This window comes from Massilia niastensis DSM 21313 (assembly GCF_000382345.1).
In the GTDB taxonomy this organism is placed as follows: Bacteria; Pseudomonadota; Gammaproteobacteria; order Burkholderiales; family Burkholderiaceae_D; genus Telluria; species Telluria niastensis.
Map to the genome: position 1 here is coordinate 1 of NZ_KB908169.1, position 14,074 is coordinate 14,074.

Genomic DNA, 14,074 nt, shown 5'->3' on the forward strand with positions numbered 1-14,074 from the left:
CTGGTGTTCGCCGCGATGGGCACCCTGGCGGCCAATCCCTCGACCATGGAGCTGACCATGCTGGTGGTGTTCGGCCTGGCCGGCTACCTGATGCGCTGCTGGGATTATCCGGTGGCGCCCATGATCGTCGGCCTGATCCTCGGTCCGATGGCCGAGAGCCAGTTCCGGCGCGCCCTGCAGGTCAGCCTGGGCGACTACTGGGTGTTCTTCAAGCATCCGGTCTCGGCCACCCTGCTGGCGATCGCCGCCATCGCCCTGCTGGCGCCGCTGCTGTTCAAGGGCTTGCGCCGGTTCCAGGGCGGTGATGAGTAAACATGGATATCACGAAGCGATGAAAAACTACTCTTCCCTGTCGCCCGCCTATCTCGACCACGACGGCCAGCGGCACCGCCTGGTCGACCTGCCCGCCCTGTTCGGCGAGCGCCTGTACCGCCTGCCGGTCGTCCTGCGGCTGCTGCTGGAAAACATCATCCGCAACAGCGCCGAGGAGGAGCGCCAGACCGGGATCGACGCCGTGTTCGGCTGGCTCGAACGCGGCACCAGCGATGCGGAGATCGCCTTCCAGCCCGGGCGCGTGCTGATGCACGACACCACCAGCACCCCGGCGCTGGTGGACATCGCCGCGATGCGCAATGCCCTCGACGAAGCCGGCTGGGATCCCGCCCTGCTCAATCCCGGCCTGCCGGTCGACATCTCGGTCGACCACTCGCTGGCGGTGGAATTCTTCGGCCAGCGCGACGCGCTCGATCGCAACCTGCAACTGGAAATGCGCCGCAACCGCGAGCGCTACACCTTCCTGCGCTGGGCCTCGAAGGTGATGAAGGGCGTGCGCATCCATCCGCCCGGCGCCGGCATCATGCACACCATTAACCTGGAACAGCTGGCGACCGTCGTCACCACCGAGGACCGCGGCGGCGAACGCTGGGTGGTGCCGGACACGATGATCGGCACCGACAGCCACACGCCCATGATCAACGGCATCGGCGTGCTGGGCTGGGGGGTGGGCGGACTGGAAGCGCAGACCGTCATGTTCGGCATGCCGACCATGCTGCGCGTGCCGGACGTGATCGGCGTGCGCCTGACGGGACGCCTGCAGGCGGGCGCGGTCGCGACCGACCTGGCCTTGAGCGTCACCCAGCGCCTGCGGCAGATCGGGGTATCGGGTGAATTCGTGGAGTTCTTCGGTCCCGGCGTCGCGACCCTGGGCGCCGGCGAACGCGCCGTCATCGCCAACATGGCGCCCGAATACGGCGCCACCACCGGCTTCTTCGCGATCGACCGCCACACCCTCGACTACCTCGGCCAGACCAGCCGGCCGGCCGGGCGGATCGCCCTCGTCGAAGCCTATGCCCGCCGCAACGCATTCTGGTTCGACCCCGGAGCGCAGCCGACCTACACCCGGACCATCGAGCTCGACCTCGACCAGGTCGCCATCCACGTGGCCGGCCCGAAGCGTCCGCAGGACCTGCTCGCCTACACGGAGACCGCCGCCGCGCTCGCCAAGCTGGATTTCCAGCCGGCCGCCGCCAGCGCCACGCTGCCGCGCCACCCGGTCGTCATCGCCGCCATCACCAGCTGCACCAATACCTCGGACCCGGGGCTGCTGGTGGCCGCCGGCCTGGTGGCGCGGCGCGCCCGCCAGCTCGGCCTGCGCGTCCCGGCCTGGGTCAAGACCTCGCTCGGACCGGGCTCGCCGGCCGCCGCCGCCTACCTCGAACGGGCCGGCCTGCTGGACGACCTGTCGGCGGTGGGCTTCGACATCGTCGGCTACGGCTGCACCACCTGCATCGGCAATTCCGGCGCCCTGGCCGAGCCGGTCCGGCAGGCCCAGGCGCGCGGCGCGATCCAGCCCGTCGCGGTCCTCTCGGGCAACCGCAACTTCCCCGGACGCGTGCATCCGGACCTGGATCTCGGCTTCCTGATGTCGCCGCCGCTGGTGATCGCCTTCGCCCTGGCCGGCAATGCCGAACTCGACCTGGGCCGCGACCCGGTCCAGCACACGCAGGACGGCAAGCCGGTCTACCTGCGCGACCTGTGGCCGGCCCGCGCCGAAATCGACGCACTGGTGCGCAAGGGATTGCGCGCCGAGGACTTCCCGCAAGCCTTCGCGCGCGCCAGCCTGAACCCGGTCTGGCATGGCCTGCAGGTGCCGGACACCGCCCTGTTCCCGTGGGATCCCGCATCGACGGCGCTGCGCCGTCCGCCCTTCGCATCCCTGGCGGAAAGCAGCCAGCTCGGTCACTACACCGCGTATCCGCTGCTGGTGCTCGGCGACGACATCACGACCGACCATATCTCGCCGGCCAGCGCCATTCCGGCGGACAGCTTCGTGGCCGACTTCCTGGTCGAACGGGGCGACGACCGCGATGACCTGAACGTGTTCGCTTCGCGCCGCGGCAACTGGGAAGTGATGGTGCGCGCGGCCTTCTACAGCAAGTCGCTGCGCAACCTCCTGCAGCCATCGGCGCCGGTCGGGCATGCGCTGCACGTGCCGAGCGGCGACGTCGCGCCGATCTTCGAGGTGGCCGAGCGCTACCGCGACGCAGGCCAGCCGGTGGTGCTGGTCGCGGGAGAACGCTACGGCACCGGCTCGTCGCGCGACTGGGCCGCCAAGGGCCAGCGCCTGCTCGGCGTGCGCACCGTGCTGGCGCTGAGCTTCGAGCGCATCCACCGCTCGAACCTGATCGGCATGGGCATCCTGCCGCTGCGCCTGCCCCCGGAGCTGTCGGCGGCGGCGCTGCGCATCGCGCCGGGCGACCGGATCGAGATCGACGCCCGGCCCGAGGCCCTGCAGCCGCGCTGCCGGATCCCGGTGCGGCTGCACCGCGCCGATGGCGGATGCGAAAGCTTCGACGCCGTGGCGGCGGTGGAGACGCGCCTCGAGATCGCGCTGCTGCGCCATGGCGGCGTGATTCCCTACATTCTGCAAACAACAATCGCCGAACAACGTCAGTCATAATATCGGGGTGGAGGCCGCCGGCCTCGAACCAGTACATATCATGAGCGTTGAATCATCCATCCCAAAGCAAATCGTCGCGCTGATCAAGGATGAAGCCTGGGGCGCCGGCAGTCACCTGCCGGCGCAGATGCTGGCGGATCGGCTGCGCGTGTCGCGCCAGCCGGTCAACAGCGCCCTCGCCCTGCTGCACGAGAAAGGCATCCTGACCCGCGAACGCAACCGCGGCTACTTCGTGGCCAAGCCCCTGCTCGACCCGCTCTCCGACATCGTCGCCGGCCTCGGCCTGGCCGAATCGGACGTCGTCACCAGCGTGTATTTCCAGATCGCGGACGATTTGCTCAAGAACGAGCTTCCGCTGGACTGCTCCGAGCAGCTGATCCGGACCCGCTACGGCCTGACGGCGGCGCAGACCAGCGCCGTGCTGGCCCGCATCGCCAACGAAGGCTGGGCGGAACGCAAGCCCGGCTACGGCTGGACCTTTTCCTCGATGCTGACCACGCCCGACAGCCTGCTGCAATCCTACCGCCTGCGCCTGGCGCTGGAACCGGCCGCGCTGCTCGAGCCGACCTTCAAGCTCGACCGGAAGGTGCTGGAGCAATGCCGCGCCACCGAACTGCATCTGCTCGACGGCGGCATCGCCACCGCGTCGGCCGACGAACTGCACAACCGGGGCGTGCGCTTCCACGAAAGCCTGGTCGAAGCCTCGGGCAACCCCTTCTTCATCGATACGATCAAGCGCGTCAACCGCGTCCGGCGCCTGCTCTCCTACCGTTCCATGAAACAGCGCGAACGCTATCCCGAGCATTGCCGGCAACACCTGCACATCCTCGACCTGCTCGCGCACGAGAAGAACGAGGAAGCCTCCGCATTCATGCGCGAACACCTCGCGCACACCCTGAACTCCCTGGCGAAGATCGAAGACATCCTCCAAGCCAAGGAGACCACCACACCCTGACCATCGACCATCCCATGACCCTGACCTCTTCGATTCAATCGGCCTTCACCCCGAGCGGCAAGCTGCGCGCGTCCATCAACCTGGGCAATCCGATCCTCGCCTACCGCGACGCGGCGGGCGAGGCCTGCGGCGTCTCCGTCGACCTGGCGGCGGAATTCGCCAGGCTGCTGGGCGCGGAACTGGAACTCGTGGTGGTGGACGCCGCGGGCAAGTCGGTGGACGTGATGGTCGGGGAAAACGCCGACATCGGATTCTTCGCCATCGATCCGCTGCGCGGCGAGCACATCGCCTTCACGGCGGCCTATGTGCTGATCGAAGGCTGCTACCTGGTCAAGGAAGATTCGCCCATCCGCGCCAACGGGCAGGTCGACCACGCCGGCAACCGCGTCGTCGTCGGCGAGGGCAGCGCCTACGACCTGTACCTGACCCGCAGCCTGGAGCACGCACAGATCGTCCGCTCGCCGACTTCCCCCACGGTGGTCGACACCTTCCTGGAACAGGGCGCGGAAGTCGCGGCCGGCGTGCGCCAGCAGCTCGAAGCCGATGCGCAGCGCCTGGGTGGCCTGCGCCTGCTCGGCGAGCGCTTCATGGTGATCCAGCAGGCGATGGGAACGCCGAAGAGCCGTGGTAGCGAGGCGGCGGCCTTCCTGGCCGGGTTTGTCGAACGCATGAAGGCGAGCGGCTTCGTCGCCGCCGCACTGGAGCGGCACGGGATCCAGGGCGCATCGGTGGCGCCGGCGGCGGGCCCGGTGTGAGCCGGGACGAGGCAAGCGCGGGCGGCAAGGCCTTGCCGCCCGCTCCCGCGCCGGCGGACGGCCCCGGCTCCGGCCGGCCGCGTCCCGCTTCGCTGGCCGACCTGTTCTTTTCGTTCACCATCCTGGCCCTGCAGGGTTTCGGGGGCGTGCTCGCCGTCATCCAGCGCGAACTGGTCGAGCGCAAGCGCTGGATGACGAACGAGGAGTTCATCGAGGACTGGGCGGTCGCCCAGATCATGCCGGGGCCGAACGCCGTCAACCTGTGCATGATGATCGGCGCGCGCTATTTCGGACTGGCCGGCGCCCTGACGGCGCTGGCCGGCATGCTGGCGCTGCCGCTGGTCCTGATCCTGGTCCTGGCCGTGCTGCATGCGCGGTACGCGAGCCACCCGGCCGTGGCCGGCGCCCTGCGCGGCATGGCCGCGGTGTCGGCCGGCCTGATCGCCGCCACCGGCCTGCGCATGGCGCCCGCGCTGAAGAGGAATCCGGTCTCGCTGCCGTGGTGCGCGGCGATCGTGGCCGGCGTCTTCGCGCTGCTGGCCTGGGTGCGGGCGCCGCTGGCCCTGGTCCTGCTCCCGCTCGGCGGCCTCGGCTGCCTGCTCGCCTGGCGCAGGCTCCGCTGATGAGTACCCACCAGATCGTGCTCGGCTGGCAGGACTGGCTCGACCTGTTCGCCCATTACCTGATGCTGTCGATGATGTCGCTCGGCGGCGCGATCTCGACCAGCGCCGACATGCACCGCTACCTGGTCGAGCAGCAGGGCTGGCTGACCCAGGCCCAGTTCAACGAATCGATCGCCCTGGCCCAGGCCGCGCCCGGCCCGAACGTGCTGTTCGTGGCCCTGATGGGCTGGCACGTGGGGCTGAACGCGGGCAGCACCACGGCCGCCGCGCTGGGCGTCTTCACCACCATGCTCGGCATCATGCTGCCGTCGACGGTGTTCACCTACCAGGTCGCGCAGTGGGGCCACCGCAACCGCGAGCTGCGCGCGGTGCGCGCCTTCAAGCAGGGCATGGCGCCGCTGGTGATCGGCATGCTGCTGTCCACCGCCTGGCTGCTGGCGACGGCCGGCGGCGGCGCCGGTTGGCGGCTGTGGCTGCTGGCGGTGGCGAGCGGGCTGCTGATCTGGCGCACCCGCATCCACCTGCTGTGGCTGCTGGGGGCCGGCGCCCTGCTCGGCGCGTTCGGATTAGTCTAGGACTTGACCAATAGCCGAAAAAAAAGCCCGCTATGTGCGGGCTTGAAGACTATTTTCTTGGAGGAGAAATAGTGGAGACAGGTGCATTATGCTGCGTCGCAAAATATTTATCCAATGGTAGTTCGTGATAGCAAGTATTCGCAAATCGAATATCTTGCATCATGACCAACTGCACCGGCCCGTTTGCCCCGCACGCACTGCATCAATGCCATTTGACAGGCATGAGCAGTTTCGACCGGAACCGGCGCGCCATGATGTGCCCGAACGTGCGCACAGGTCCTATCACCGCCACCACATGGCGTTCGTAGATCAGCAGGTACATCAGGCTGGCGATCGCTCCGCGCAGGTGCAGGTGGCGGTTGCCGATGGCACGCCTGAGGGTGCCTACCGCACCATAGCGGCCGAGGGAGACCAGGCTGCCGTAATCGCGGTACTGGAAGCCGGGCGTCGCCGCCGGGGCGCGGCGCGTCAGCAGCCTGGACAGGAAAACCGATTGCTGCCGTGCCGCCTGGGCGCTTGGCGGTATCATCGTTTTCTTGTCTTGGTGAAGCAGCGAGCAGCAGTCGCCCATCGCATGGATGTGCGGGTCGTCCAGGGTGCGCAGCTGCTCATCCACCAGGATCTGGTTGTTCCTGTTGAGCGCAACGCCCAGGTGGCTGCTGAAATCCGGACCTTTCACGCCGGCCGCCCATACCGTGATCGCCGCGGGGAATACCTGCCCATCCGTCGTGAACACCTCCTTGTCCGTCACCCTGGACACGGCGGTCTCGGTGTGGATCTCGATGCCGAGCGCCTTCAGTTTTTCGCTGGCGATCAGCGCCAGCGAAGGATCCAGGGACGGCAGGAGCTGTTTCGAACGTTCGATGATGCGAATACGGACCTGGGCCGGCGAATCGAGTGCGCTCAAGCGGTAACGCACGAGCGTGTCGACCGTGTGGCGCAGGTCGGCCGCCAGCTCGATGCCGGTGGGACCGGCGCCGACGATCACGATATCCAGCAAGGGCGCGTCGGATGCGGCCTTGTCCGCGGCATTGCGGGACTGCCCGCGCTGCCCCGCCGCTGCGCAATGGTTCAGGAAGCGCCTGCGAAACGCCTCGGCCTGGGCGACGCTGTCGAGGGAAAGGCAGTGTTGTTCCGCTCCCGGGATGGCAAAAAAATTGGTCACGGAACCGAGCGCCAGCACCAGGCGGTCGTAGGCGATGACGGTGTGCGTCTCCATGACATCCTGAAAACGCGAGCGTATCGTCAGGGATCGCGCCTCCCTGTCGATCCCGACCACTTCGCCGCGGACGAAATCGAAACCGTTGTCGAAGGCCTGCTTGGCATAATCGATGTAGTGGTTGCCGGGATCGATCGTCCCCGCCGCAACCGCATGCAATAGCGGCTTCCAGAAATGGGTGGCTGCACTGTCGACGAGAACGACGCGTCCTTTCTTTCCCGCTCCCGGTTGCCGTCCAAGCCGTGTCGCGAGATCGAGGCCGGCGACGCCGCCACCGACGATAACGATGGATTCCATGTTCTCTCCTTGTGCAAGTCCGAATAAGGAAAGGCTGGAGGCCTTTCCAGGTGAGGGCGAAGCTTGTCGTTACGCGAGGACGCCTGGAACGAAGGACGCCGGCCTTTCCGCCACGTCGATGCGCGCCGTCCTTGCGGCCTTGACCGCATGCGAGGAGGTCGCGACCACCATGGCGTCGTCAGGAGGAATGCCAAGCAGCCGCAATACGGTCGAATACGGCGCCTTGTGTCCATGCGCCTTGAAATCCACGCCGGTCAGGACAACGGAAAAGATATGGTGCGCGATGCCACCGAAGCGCCGCGTCAGGTACGGCTCGGCCTGCTCGTGAGGCAATTCGGTGATCAATGCGCAAGGCAGGCCATGATCGATCGCATCGTCCAGCAGCTGGTCGGCATTGCTGCCCGGGACAGGCTGCGCGAGGCCGAATTCGGAAAGATCAAAAATAATTGCTTGTGCCGACATAATTTTCTCCATTCGAGTTGCAGCTATGACATCAGGATGGTTCCACTATATTGCAGTGCAAGATAAAATAAAAATAAATAATCTTCACAAATTCATAAGGGAAAACTTATGCATCCAAGCAGCTTCAAGCAGTTGCAAGCCCTGGTCCAGGTAGCCCGCTACCAGAGCGTGTCGCGCGCCGCGGAAGCGATGCACGTGACCCAGCCTGCCGTGTCGCTGCACCTGAAATTGCTCGAGGAAGCCGCCGGCTTGCCGCTGACGCGCAAGCAGGGCCGCAACATCCAGCTGACGGCGGCCGGCGAGCTGCTGGTCAGCCACGCGGAGCGCATCCTGGCGCTATGGGAAGAGGCAGGCGACGAGATCGCCGCGCTGAAGGGGGTCACGAGCGGCACCTTGCGCATCGGCGCGGTCATGACGGCGGAACACCTGCTGCCGCCCATGCTGGTGCGTTTCACGCGGGCGCGTCCCCATGTCCGGATCAAGCTGCAGGTCGGCTCGCGCCCCGAAGTGATCGGGATGCTGAGCCGCGACGAGATCGACCTGGCGATCATGGGCACCCCGCCCCAGGAGTTCCCGACCAGTGCGAGCCGCTTCGCCCGCCATCCGATGGCCTTCTTCATCGCCCCGTCCCACCCGCTGATGACGCGCGCCGGGCTGTCGCTGTCCGACATCGTCGACCACAACCTGCTGGTGCGCGAGCGCGGGTCCGGCACGCGGGCGGCCATCGAGCGCCTGTACCAGGACGCGGGCGCCCCGCTGTCGATCGGCTCCGAGCTGTCGAGCAACGAAGCGATCAAGCAGATGACGACGGCGGGCCTGGGCGTGGCCTTCCTGTCCGTGCACGCCTGCACGCTCGAGCTCAAGAACCGCCTGCTGGCCGTCCTGCCCGTGCCGAACACCCTGGTGCTGGGGGACTGGCACGTCATGCACAAGTCCGACCGGACCATGCCCACCGTTGCCGCATCCTTCCACGAATTCATCGTCGAGCATGGACAGCAGGTGATCTACGATGAGCTGGAGAATGTGGCCTGGAAGCCGGAATGAGCGCCACGACCCGGCTCGCGCGGCGCGGCTAGTGCTCGCGCACCAGCCTGAACTCCTTGGCGTGACGATGGTAGTCGGCGCTGGCCTGCCTGACGTAGCGGGTCAGCGCGTCGCCGGTCAGCGAGAACGGATACAGTCCGGCCTGCGCGCGCAGCTGCGCGAACTCGGGCGCGGATTCCATGTGGGCGAAGGCCGCGACCCAGCGCCGGTAGTCGGCGTCGGGCACGTCCGGCCCCATCCACACGCCGCGAATCACCGGCCACACCACGTCGTAGCCCTGCTCGCGCGCGGTCGGCACCGCGGCCAGCACGCCCGGCAGGCGGCGCTCGGACAGCACCGCCAGTATCCTCACCTCGCCGCGGTGGGTGTTGACGACGGCCTCGGAGGCGTCGCCCGATACCGCCTGCACGTGGCCCGCCTGCATCGCGATGAACTGCTCGCCGCCGCCTTCCAGCGCGACGAAGCGCAGCTTGCGCGGGTCGACGCCGGCCTGGCGCGCCAGCAGCGCCATCTTCATCCAGTCCTGGCTGCCGATGGTGCCGGACATGCCGATCAGGACACGCCGCGGATCGCGCCGCAGCGCCCCGATCAGGTCGCCCAGCGTGCGGTAGGGAGAGTCGGCGCGCACGGCGACCATGCCGTAGTCGGCGCCGAAGGCCGCGACCCAGCGCACGTCGTCGACACTGGCCTTGCCGAACTTCCCCATGGCCAGGTTCAGCACCGAGCCGCCGGAAAACGCGACCAGGGTGTCCGGCTCGGCGCGGCGCTGCGACACCAGGGTATTCCACGCCACCGCACCGACCCCGCCGGGCAGGTAGCTCAGCTTCAGCCGGGGCGCGGCGGGACTGGCCTGCAGGCCCTTCTGGGCCAGCTTGCAGGTCAGGTCCATCGCCCCGCCCGGCTTGGACGGGATCAGGCATTCGGCGCCGGCCGCGGCGGCCGGCAGGCCGGCCAGGGCCAGGATGGCCGGCAGGAGGGTGCGCAGGATCGTCATGGCGCCATCATAGCCCCTCGCGTCCGGGATGTCAGAACCGGTGCTGGATGCCGGCGGTGACGCCGGTCTGCGTGCTGCCGGCGCCCGGATCGTCGCGCGAGAGGCCGACCAGCTGGCCATGCTCGGCCCTGGCATGGGCCGCCGACAGGTAAAGGACGGTGCGCTTGGACAGCGCATACATCGCGCGCGCCACCACCATGGTCGGGTCGGCGTCCAGGGCCGCCGGCAGGTTTTTGGTATTGATGTGGTAGACGGCGCCGGTCAGCGTGAGCTTGTCGACCTCGCGGCTGATCCCGCCCCAGTAGGTGTCGCCGCGCAGCTCGGCGGTCGCGGGCCGGCCGGCCTCGAGCTTGTAGCCGCGCGCGCCCACGGTGGCGCGCCACTCGCCGGCCCTGTAGTCGGCCGCCACGTGCCAGGCGCTGGTCTTGTCGCGGTTGCCGGTGGCCGCGACCGTGCTGCCGTTGACCTGCTCGTACGCCGCCATCGCGGAGAGTCCGTCGGCGGACCAGGAACCGCCGAGCGCATACTTGCGGCCGTCGGCCGAGCTGGCGGCCTGTTCGCCCAGGCCGACCGAGGCGCCGTAAGTGAAGTTGCCGGTGCTGCCGCTGTACTTGACCAGGTTGTCGAACGCGGTCGTCATGCCGTACTTCGACGGTCCGGTGGCGCTGCCGCTGGTGGCCCAGGAGTAGTTCGGGGCGAAGCCCATCGGGTCGAACTTGATCACCAGATCATAGGTGGTGGTGAAGGAGCGGCCGATGACCAGGCGGCCCAAGCCGCCTTCCAGGCCGACATAGGCCTGGCGCTTGAACAGCGGGCCATCGGAGGCGCCGGTGTCCATCAGGATGCCGCCTTCGAGGTTGTACACGGCCTTCAGGCCGCCGCCCAGGTCTTCGCTGCCGCGCACGCCCCAACGCGAGGTGTTCTTGCCGCCCGAGACCACGCGCACCAGGCGGCCGTCACCGGCGCCGGCATGGTTCAGGACCTCGACGCCGGCGTCGATCAGGCCATAGACCTGCGCGTTGGTCTGGGCATTGGCGGAATTGTTCAGGGAAAGCGCTGCCAGGACGGCGAGCGCGAGGGCCGACTTCTTCATGTTGTCTCCAGTGTTGTCATCGTTATGTGCTGCTGTGGTGGCGCCGACTATATGCGCGCCTGGCTTTCAATTCGCTTTCAGTGCGGCATGCCCGACTGTGGAAAATCCGTATCGGCCGGGCCCGGCCTTTCCGAAGCACGGGGTTTGCGCTTACACTGGCACGATGAGAATCCTGTTAGTCGAAGACCACGTCGAGCTGTCGCACTGGGTATCCAAGGCCCTGCGCGACGCCAACCTCACCGTCGAATGCGCGGCCACCGGCGCCGACGCCGACGCCCTGCTGCACACCCAGGACTACGCGCTGGTGATCCTGGACCTGACCCTGCCCAAGATGGATGGGCTGGACGTGCTGCGCCGCCTGCGCGCCCGCGGCGGCGCGCGCGCCGGCACGCCGGTATTGATCCTGACGGCGCGCGGCGGCCTGGAAGAACGGGTGCAGGGCCTGAACCTGGGCGCCGACGACTACCTGGCCAAGCCCTTCGAGCTGGCCGAGCTCGAGGCGCGGATAAAGGCGCTGCTGCGCCGGCGCAGCGGCAACGAGGCCCTGGTGCACCGCTGCGGCCAGCTCAGCTTCGACACGGTCTCGCGCATGTTCGTCTACTGCGGCGAGCCGCTGGCCCTGACGCCGCGCGAGCACGCGGTGCTGGAAGCGCTGATCGCGCGCCCGGGCCGCGCGCTGTCGAAGGAAAAGCTGTTCGACGAAGTGTTCGCGCTCGACGACGACGCCAACCTCGACGCCATCGAGCTGTACATCCACCGCATCCGCAAGAAGCTCGAACGCCGCCCCGACGGCGGCGCCGTCATCGTCACCCTGCGCGGGATCGGCTACCTGATGCAGGAACGCCCGGCCTGAGGCCGGCGCCGCCATGGCCCTGACGGCGTTCCTGCGCACCGCCCTGCTCCGCCGCGGCGACGCCGCGCCGGCGGCCGCGAAGCCGCCCGGCAGCCTGCGCAACCAGCTGCTGCGCTGGCTGATCCTGCCGCTGGTGGCGCTGGTCGCGCTGAACGCGATCGCGCTCTACCGCGACGCGCTGGAAGCCTCCGACATCGCCTACGACCGCTCGCTGCTGGCCTCCACGCGGGCGCTGGCGGAGCGGGTGACGGTGCGCGACGGGAAAGTGATGGCCGACGTGCCCTACGTCGCCCTGGACAGCTTCGAAACCGACACCCTGGGCCGGATCTACTACAAGGTCACGGGACTGGGGGGCGAAACCGTCGCCGGCTACGGCGACCTGCCGCCGGTGCCGAAGAACGTGCCGCGCTCGGACCTGTATCCGGCCCTGGTCCGCTTCTATCACGCCGACTACAACGGCGAGCCGGTGCGCATCGCGGCCCTGCTGCAGCCGGTCTACGACGATTCGATGCGCGGCATCGCCCTGATCCAGGTCGGCGAGACGCTCGACGCGCGCCGCGCGCTGTCGCGCCGCATCCTGGTCAACACCCTGCTGCGCCAGGCCCTGCTGGTGCTGGCGGTGGCGACCCTGGTGTGGTTCGCCGTGCGCCTCGTGCTGCGCCCGCTGATGCGCCTGAAGAACGAGGTCGAGACGCGCGCGCTGTCCGACCTGTCCGACGTCGACCAGGCCCTGGTGCACAAGGAAGTGCGGCCGCTGGTGGCGGCGATGAACGGGACCATGGCGCGCATGCAGGGCCTGATCGCCAGCCAGCGCCGCTTCATCGCCGACGCCTCGCACCAGCTGCGCACGCCGCTCACGGTGCTCAAGACCCAGGCCGAGCTGGCCCTGCGCGAAAACGACCCGGCCGCGATGCGCGCCATCGTCGGCTCGATCGCCGGCACCCTTGATTCCACCATCCACCTGGCCAACCGCCTGCTGACCCTGGCGCGCATCGAGCATGGCAGCGGCAGCGCCCACAGCGGCCCGGTCTCGCTGGCGGCCGTGGCGGGCCAGGTCGGGCTGGAGCTGGCCCTGCCGGCGGTGCAGAAAGGGGTCGACCTGGCCCTCGAAGCCGTGGACGGCGAGGACACCACGGTGAACGGCCAGGAACTGCTGCTGCATGAACTGGTGTCCAACCTGGCCGACAACGCGATCCGCTACACCCCGGCCGGCGGCAGCGTGCTGCTGCGGGTCGGGCGGCGCGAGTCCGGCGTCCTGCTCGAAGTGCTGGACAGCGGCCCCGGCATCGCCCCGGCGGAGGTCGACAAGGTGTTCATGCCCTTCTACCGCGCCCAGGCGACGCTGGAAGCCAATCCCGGCGGGACCGGCCTGGGACTGGCCATCGTGCGCGACATCGCCAACATGCACGGCGCCACCCTGGCGCTGGACCGGGGGGAAGGCGGCCGCGGCCTGAAGGTCAGTGTGATGTTTCCGGCGCCGGCGCCGCGCTGAAAGCAAATTGAAAGCTGGACCGGCATATAGTTGGTGTAAACATAGCAGTACATAACACCACAACACTCGGAGACAGCATGAAGAAATCGGCCCCCGCGCTCGCCGTCCTGGCAGCGCTTTCCCTGAACAAGTCCACCAAGGCCCAGAACAGGATCCATGGGAGATTTGCCCGTGCGATTGCACTGGGCGCCGCCCTGGCCGCCGCCGCCCCCGCGATGGCGCAGGCGCCGCTGGAACTGAAAATCCTGGCGCCGGCCGCGCCGGGCGGCGGCTGGGACAGCGCCTCGCGCTCCCTGCAGCAGGTCATGGTCGCCACCGGCGCCGCCAGGAGCGTCCAGGTCCTCAATGTGCCCGGCGCCGGCGGCACCGTCGGCCTGGCCCAGTTCGTCAACGGCGCCAGGGGCGACGGCAAGCAGATGATGACGATGGGTATCACCATGCTGGGCGCCGTGCTCACCAACCGGTCCCCGGTCAACCTGGAGTCCGTCACCCCGATCGCGCGCCTGACCGCCGATCCGCTGGTGATCGTGGTCCCGGCCAGCTCGCCCCACAAGACGGTCAAGGACCTGGCCGCCGCCCTGAAGGCCGACACCGCGAAGGTGGTGTGGGCGGGCGGATCGGCCGGCGGCGCCGACCACATCCTGGCCGGCCTGGTGGCCAGGACCGCCGGCGGCGATGTCCGCAAGCTCAACTACGTCCCCTTCTCCGGCGGCGGCGAAGCCCTGGCCGAGATGCTGGGCGGGCGCGTCACCG

Annotated in this window: 13 protein-coding genes and 1 pseudogene; 10 read left to right on the forward strand and 4 right to left on the reverse strand. The window is 68.4% G+C overall.

Annotation, left to right across the window (positions count from 1 at the left end):
• From H162_RS34895 to H162_RS0128415, 6 genes and pseudogenes are all read left to right on the forward strand, one after another.
• Positions 1-312 (forward strand): annotated as a pseudogene (locus H162_RS34895) (tripartite tricarboxylate transporter permease); the annotation flags it as partial.
• Positions 313-331: 19 nt separating this feature from the next.
• Positions 332-2,959, forward strand: coding sequence for an aconitate hydratase AcnA (gene acnA, locus H162_RS0128395; RefSeq protein WP_020656865.1), 2,628 nt, complete (start codon positions 332-334; stop codon positions 2,957-2,959).
• Between the two features lie 40 nt (positions 2,960-2,999).
• Positions 3,000-3,914, forward strand: coding sequence for a GntR family transcriptional regulator (locus tag H162_RS0128400; protein ID WP_020656866.1), 915 nt, complete (start codon positions 3,000-3,002; stop codon positions 3,912-3,914).
• Positions 3,915-3,928: 14 nt separating this feature from the next.
• On the forward strand, positions 3,929-4,669 hold the full coding sequence (locus H162_RS0128405) for an ABC transporter substrate-binding protein (RefSeq protein ID WP_020656867.1): 741 nt from the start codon (positions 3,929-3,931) through the stop codon (positions 4,667-4,669).
• A gap of 32 nt (positions 4,670-4,701) precedes the next feature.
• Entirely contained in the window at positions 4,702-5,292 is a 591-nt protein-coding gene (locus H162_RS0128410) for a chromate transporter (protein ID WP_020656868.1), read from the forward strand.
• Entirely contained in the window at positions 5,292-5,867 is a 576-nt protein-coding gene (locus tag H162_RS0128415) for a chromate transporter (protein WP_020656869.1), read from the forward strand. The genes H162_RS0128410 and H162_RS0128415 overlap by 1 nt, the downstream gene beginning before the upstream one ends.
• A gap of 202 nt (positions 5,868-6,069) precedes the next feature.
• On the opposite strand, the gene H162_RS0128420 is transcribed toward H162_RS0128415, so the two are convergent.
• The gene (locus H162_RS0128420) at positions 6,070-7,383 is read right to left on the reverse strand and encodes an NAD(P)/FAD-dependent oxidoreductase (protein ID WP_026355218.1); all 1,314 of its coding nucleotides are present in this window, start codon (positions 7,381-7,383) and stop codon (positions 6,070-6,072) included.
• Between the two features lie 69 nt (positions 7,384-7,452).
• On the reverse strand, positions 7,453-7,845 hold the full coding sequence (locus tag H162_RS0128425) for an HAD hydrolase-like protein (protein WP_026355219.1): 393 nt from the start codon (positions 7,843-7,845) through the stop codon (positions 7,453-7,455).
• A gap of 108 nt (positions 7,846-7,953) precedes the next feature.
• Between H162_RS0128425 and H162_RS0128430 the strand changes: the two genes are divergently transcribed.
• Complete coding sequence (locus H162_RS0128430) at positions 7,954-8,889, forward strand: LysR family transcriptional regulator (RefSeq protein WP_020656873.1); 936 nt, start codon at positions 7,954-7,956, stop codon at positions 8,887-8,889.
• A 28-nt stretch (positions 8,890-8,917) separates the two neighbouring features.
• On the opposite strand, the gene H162_RS0128435 is transcribed toward H162_RS0128430, so the two are convergent.
• Both H162_RS0128435 and H162_RS0128440 read right to left on the reverse strand, forming a co-directional pair.
• Positions 8,918-9,883, reverse strand: a complete 966-nt coding sequence (locus H162_RS0128435; protein ID WP_020656874.1) for a tripartite tricarboxylate transporter substrate binding protein — start codon at positions 9,881-9,883, stop codon at positions 8,918-8,920.
• 31 nt (positions 9,884-9,914) lie between these two features.
• On the reverse strand, positions 9,915-10,976 hold the full coding sequence (locus H162_RS0128440) for a porin (protein WP_020656875.1): 1,062 nt from the start codon (positions 10,974-10,976) through the stop codon (positions 9,915-9,917).
• A gap of 163 nt (positions 10,977-11,139) precedes the next feature.
• Here H162_RS0128440 and H162_RS0128445 point away from each other — a divergent pair, with 163 nt between their 5' ends.
• The 3 genes from H162_RS0128445 to H162_RS0128455 form a co-directional block, all read left to right on the forward strand.
• Positions 11,140-11,829, forward strand: a complete 690-nt coding sequence (locus tag H162_RS0128445; protein WP_020656876.1) for a response regulator — start codon at positions 11,140-11,142, stop codon at positions 11,827-11,829.
• Positions 11,830-11,842: 13 nt separating this feature from the next.
• Positions 11,843-13,321: a sensor histidine kinase gene (locus H162_RS0128450; RefSeq protein WP_020656877.1), complete on the forward strand. Its 1,479-nt coding sequence runs from the start codon at positions 11,843-11,845 to the stop codon at positions 13,319-13,321.
• A gap of 77 nt (positions 13,322-13,398) precedes the next feature.
• On the forward strand, positions 13,399-14,074 hold a 676-nt coding region (locus H162_RS0128455), incomplete at its 3' end, for a tripartite tricarboxylate transporter substrate-binding protein (RefSeq protein WP_020656878.1).

Coding starts and splice junctions, on each gene's coding strand:
- H162_RS0128430 (WP_020656873.1), top strand. CDS start 7,954: ATGCATCCAAGCAGCTTCAAGCAGTTGCAAGCCCTGGTCCAGGTAGCC.
- H162_RS0128415 (WP_020656869.1), top strand. CDS start 5,292: ATGAGTACCCACCAGATCGTGCTCGGCTGGCAGGACTGGCTCGACCTG.
- H162_RS0128445 (WP_020656876.1), top strand. CDS start 11,140: ATGAGAATCCTGTTAGTCGAAGACCACGTCGAGCTGTCGCACTGGGTA.
- H162_RS0128425 (WP_026355219.1), bottom strand. CDS start 7,845: ATGTCGGCACAAGCAATTATTTTTGATCTTTCCGAATTCGGCCTCGCG.
- H162_RS0128450 (WP_020656877.1), top strand. CDS start 11,843: ATGGCCCTGACGGCGTTCCTGCGCACCGCCCTGCTCCGCCGCGGCGAC.
- H162_RS0128435 (WP_020656874.1), bottom strand. CDS start 9,883: ATGACGATCCTGCGCACCCTCCTGCCGGCCATCCTGGCCCTGGCCGGC.
- acnA (WP_020656865.1), top strand. CDS start 332: ATGAAAAACTACTCTTCCCTGTCGCCCGCCTATCTCGACCACGACGGC.
- H162_RS0128400 (WP_020656866.1), top strand. CDS start 3,000: ATGAGCGTTGAATCATCCATCCCAAAGCAAATCGTCGCGCTGATCAAG.
- H162_RS0128420 (WP_026355218.1), bottom strand. CDS start 7,383: ATGGAATCCATCGTTATCGTCGGTGGCGGCGTCGCCGGCCTCGATCTC.
- H162_RS0128440 (WP_020656875.1), bottom strand. CDS start 10,976: ATGAAGAAGTCGGCCCTCGCGCTCGCCGTCCTGGCAGCGCTTTCCCTG.
- H162_RS0128405 (WP_020656867.1), top strand. CDS start 3,929: ATGACCCTGACCTCTTCGATTCAATCGGCCTTCACCCCGAGCGGCAAG.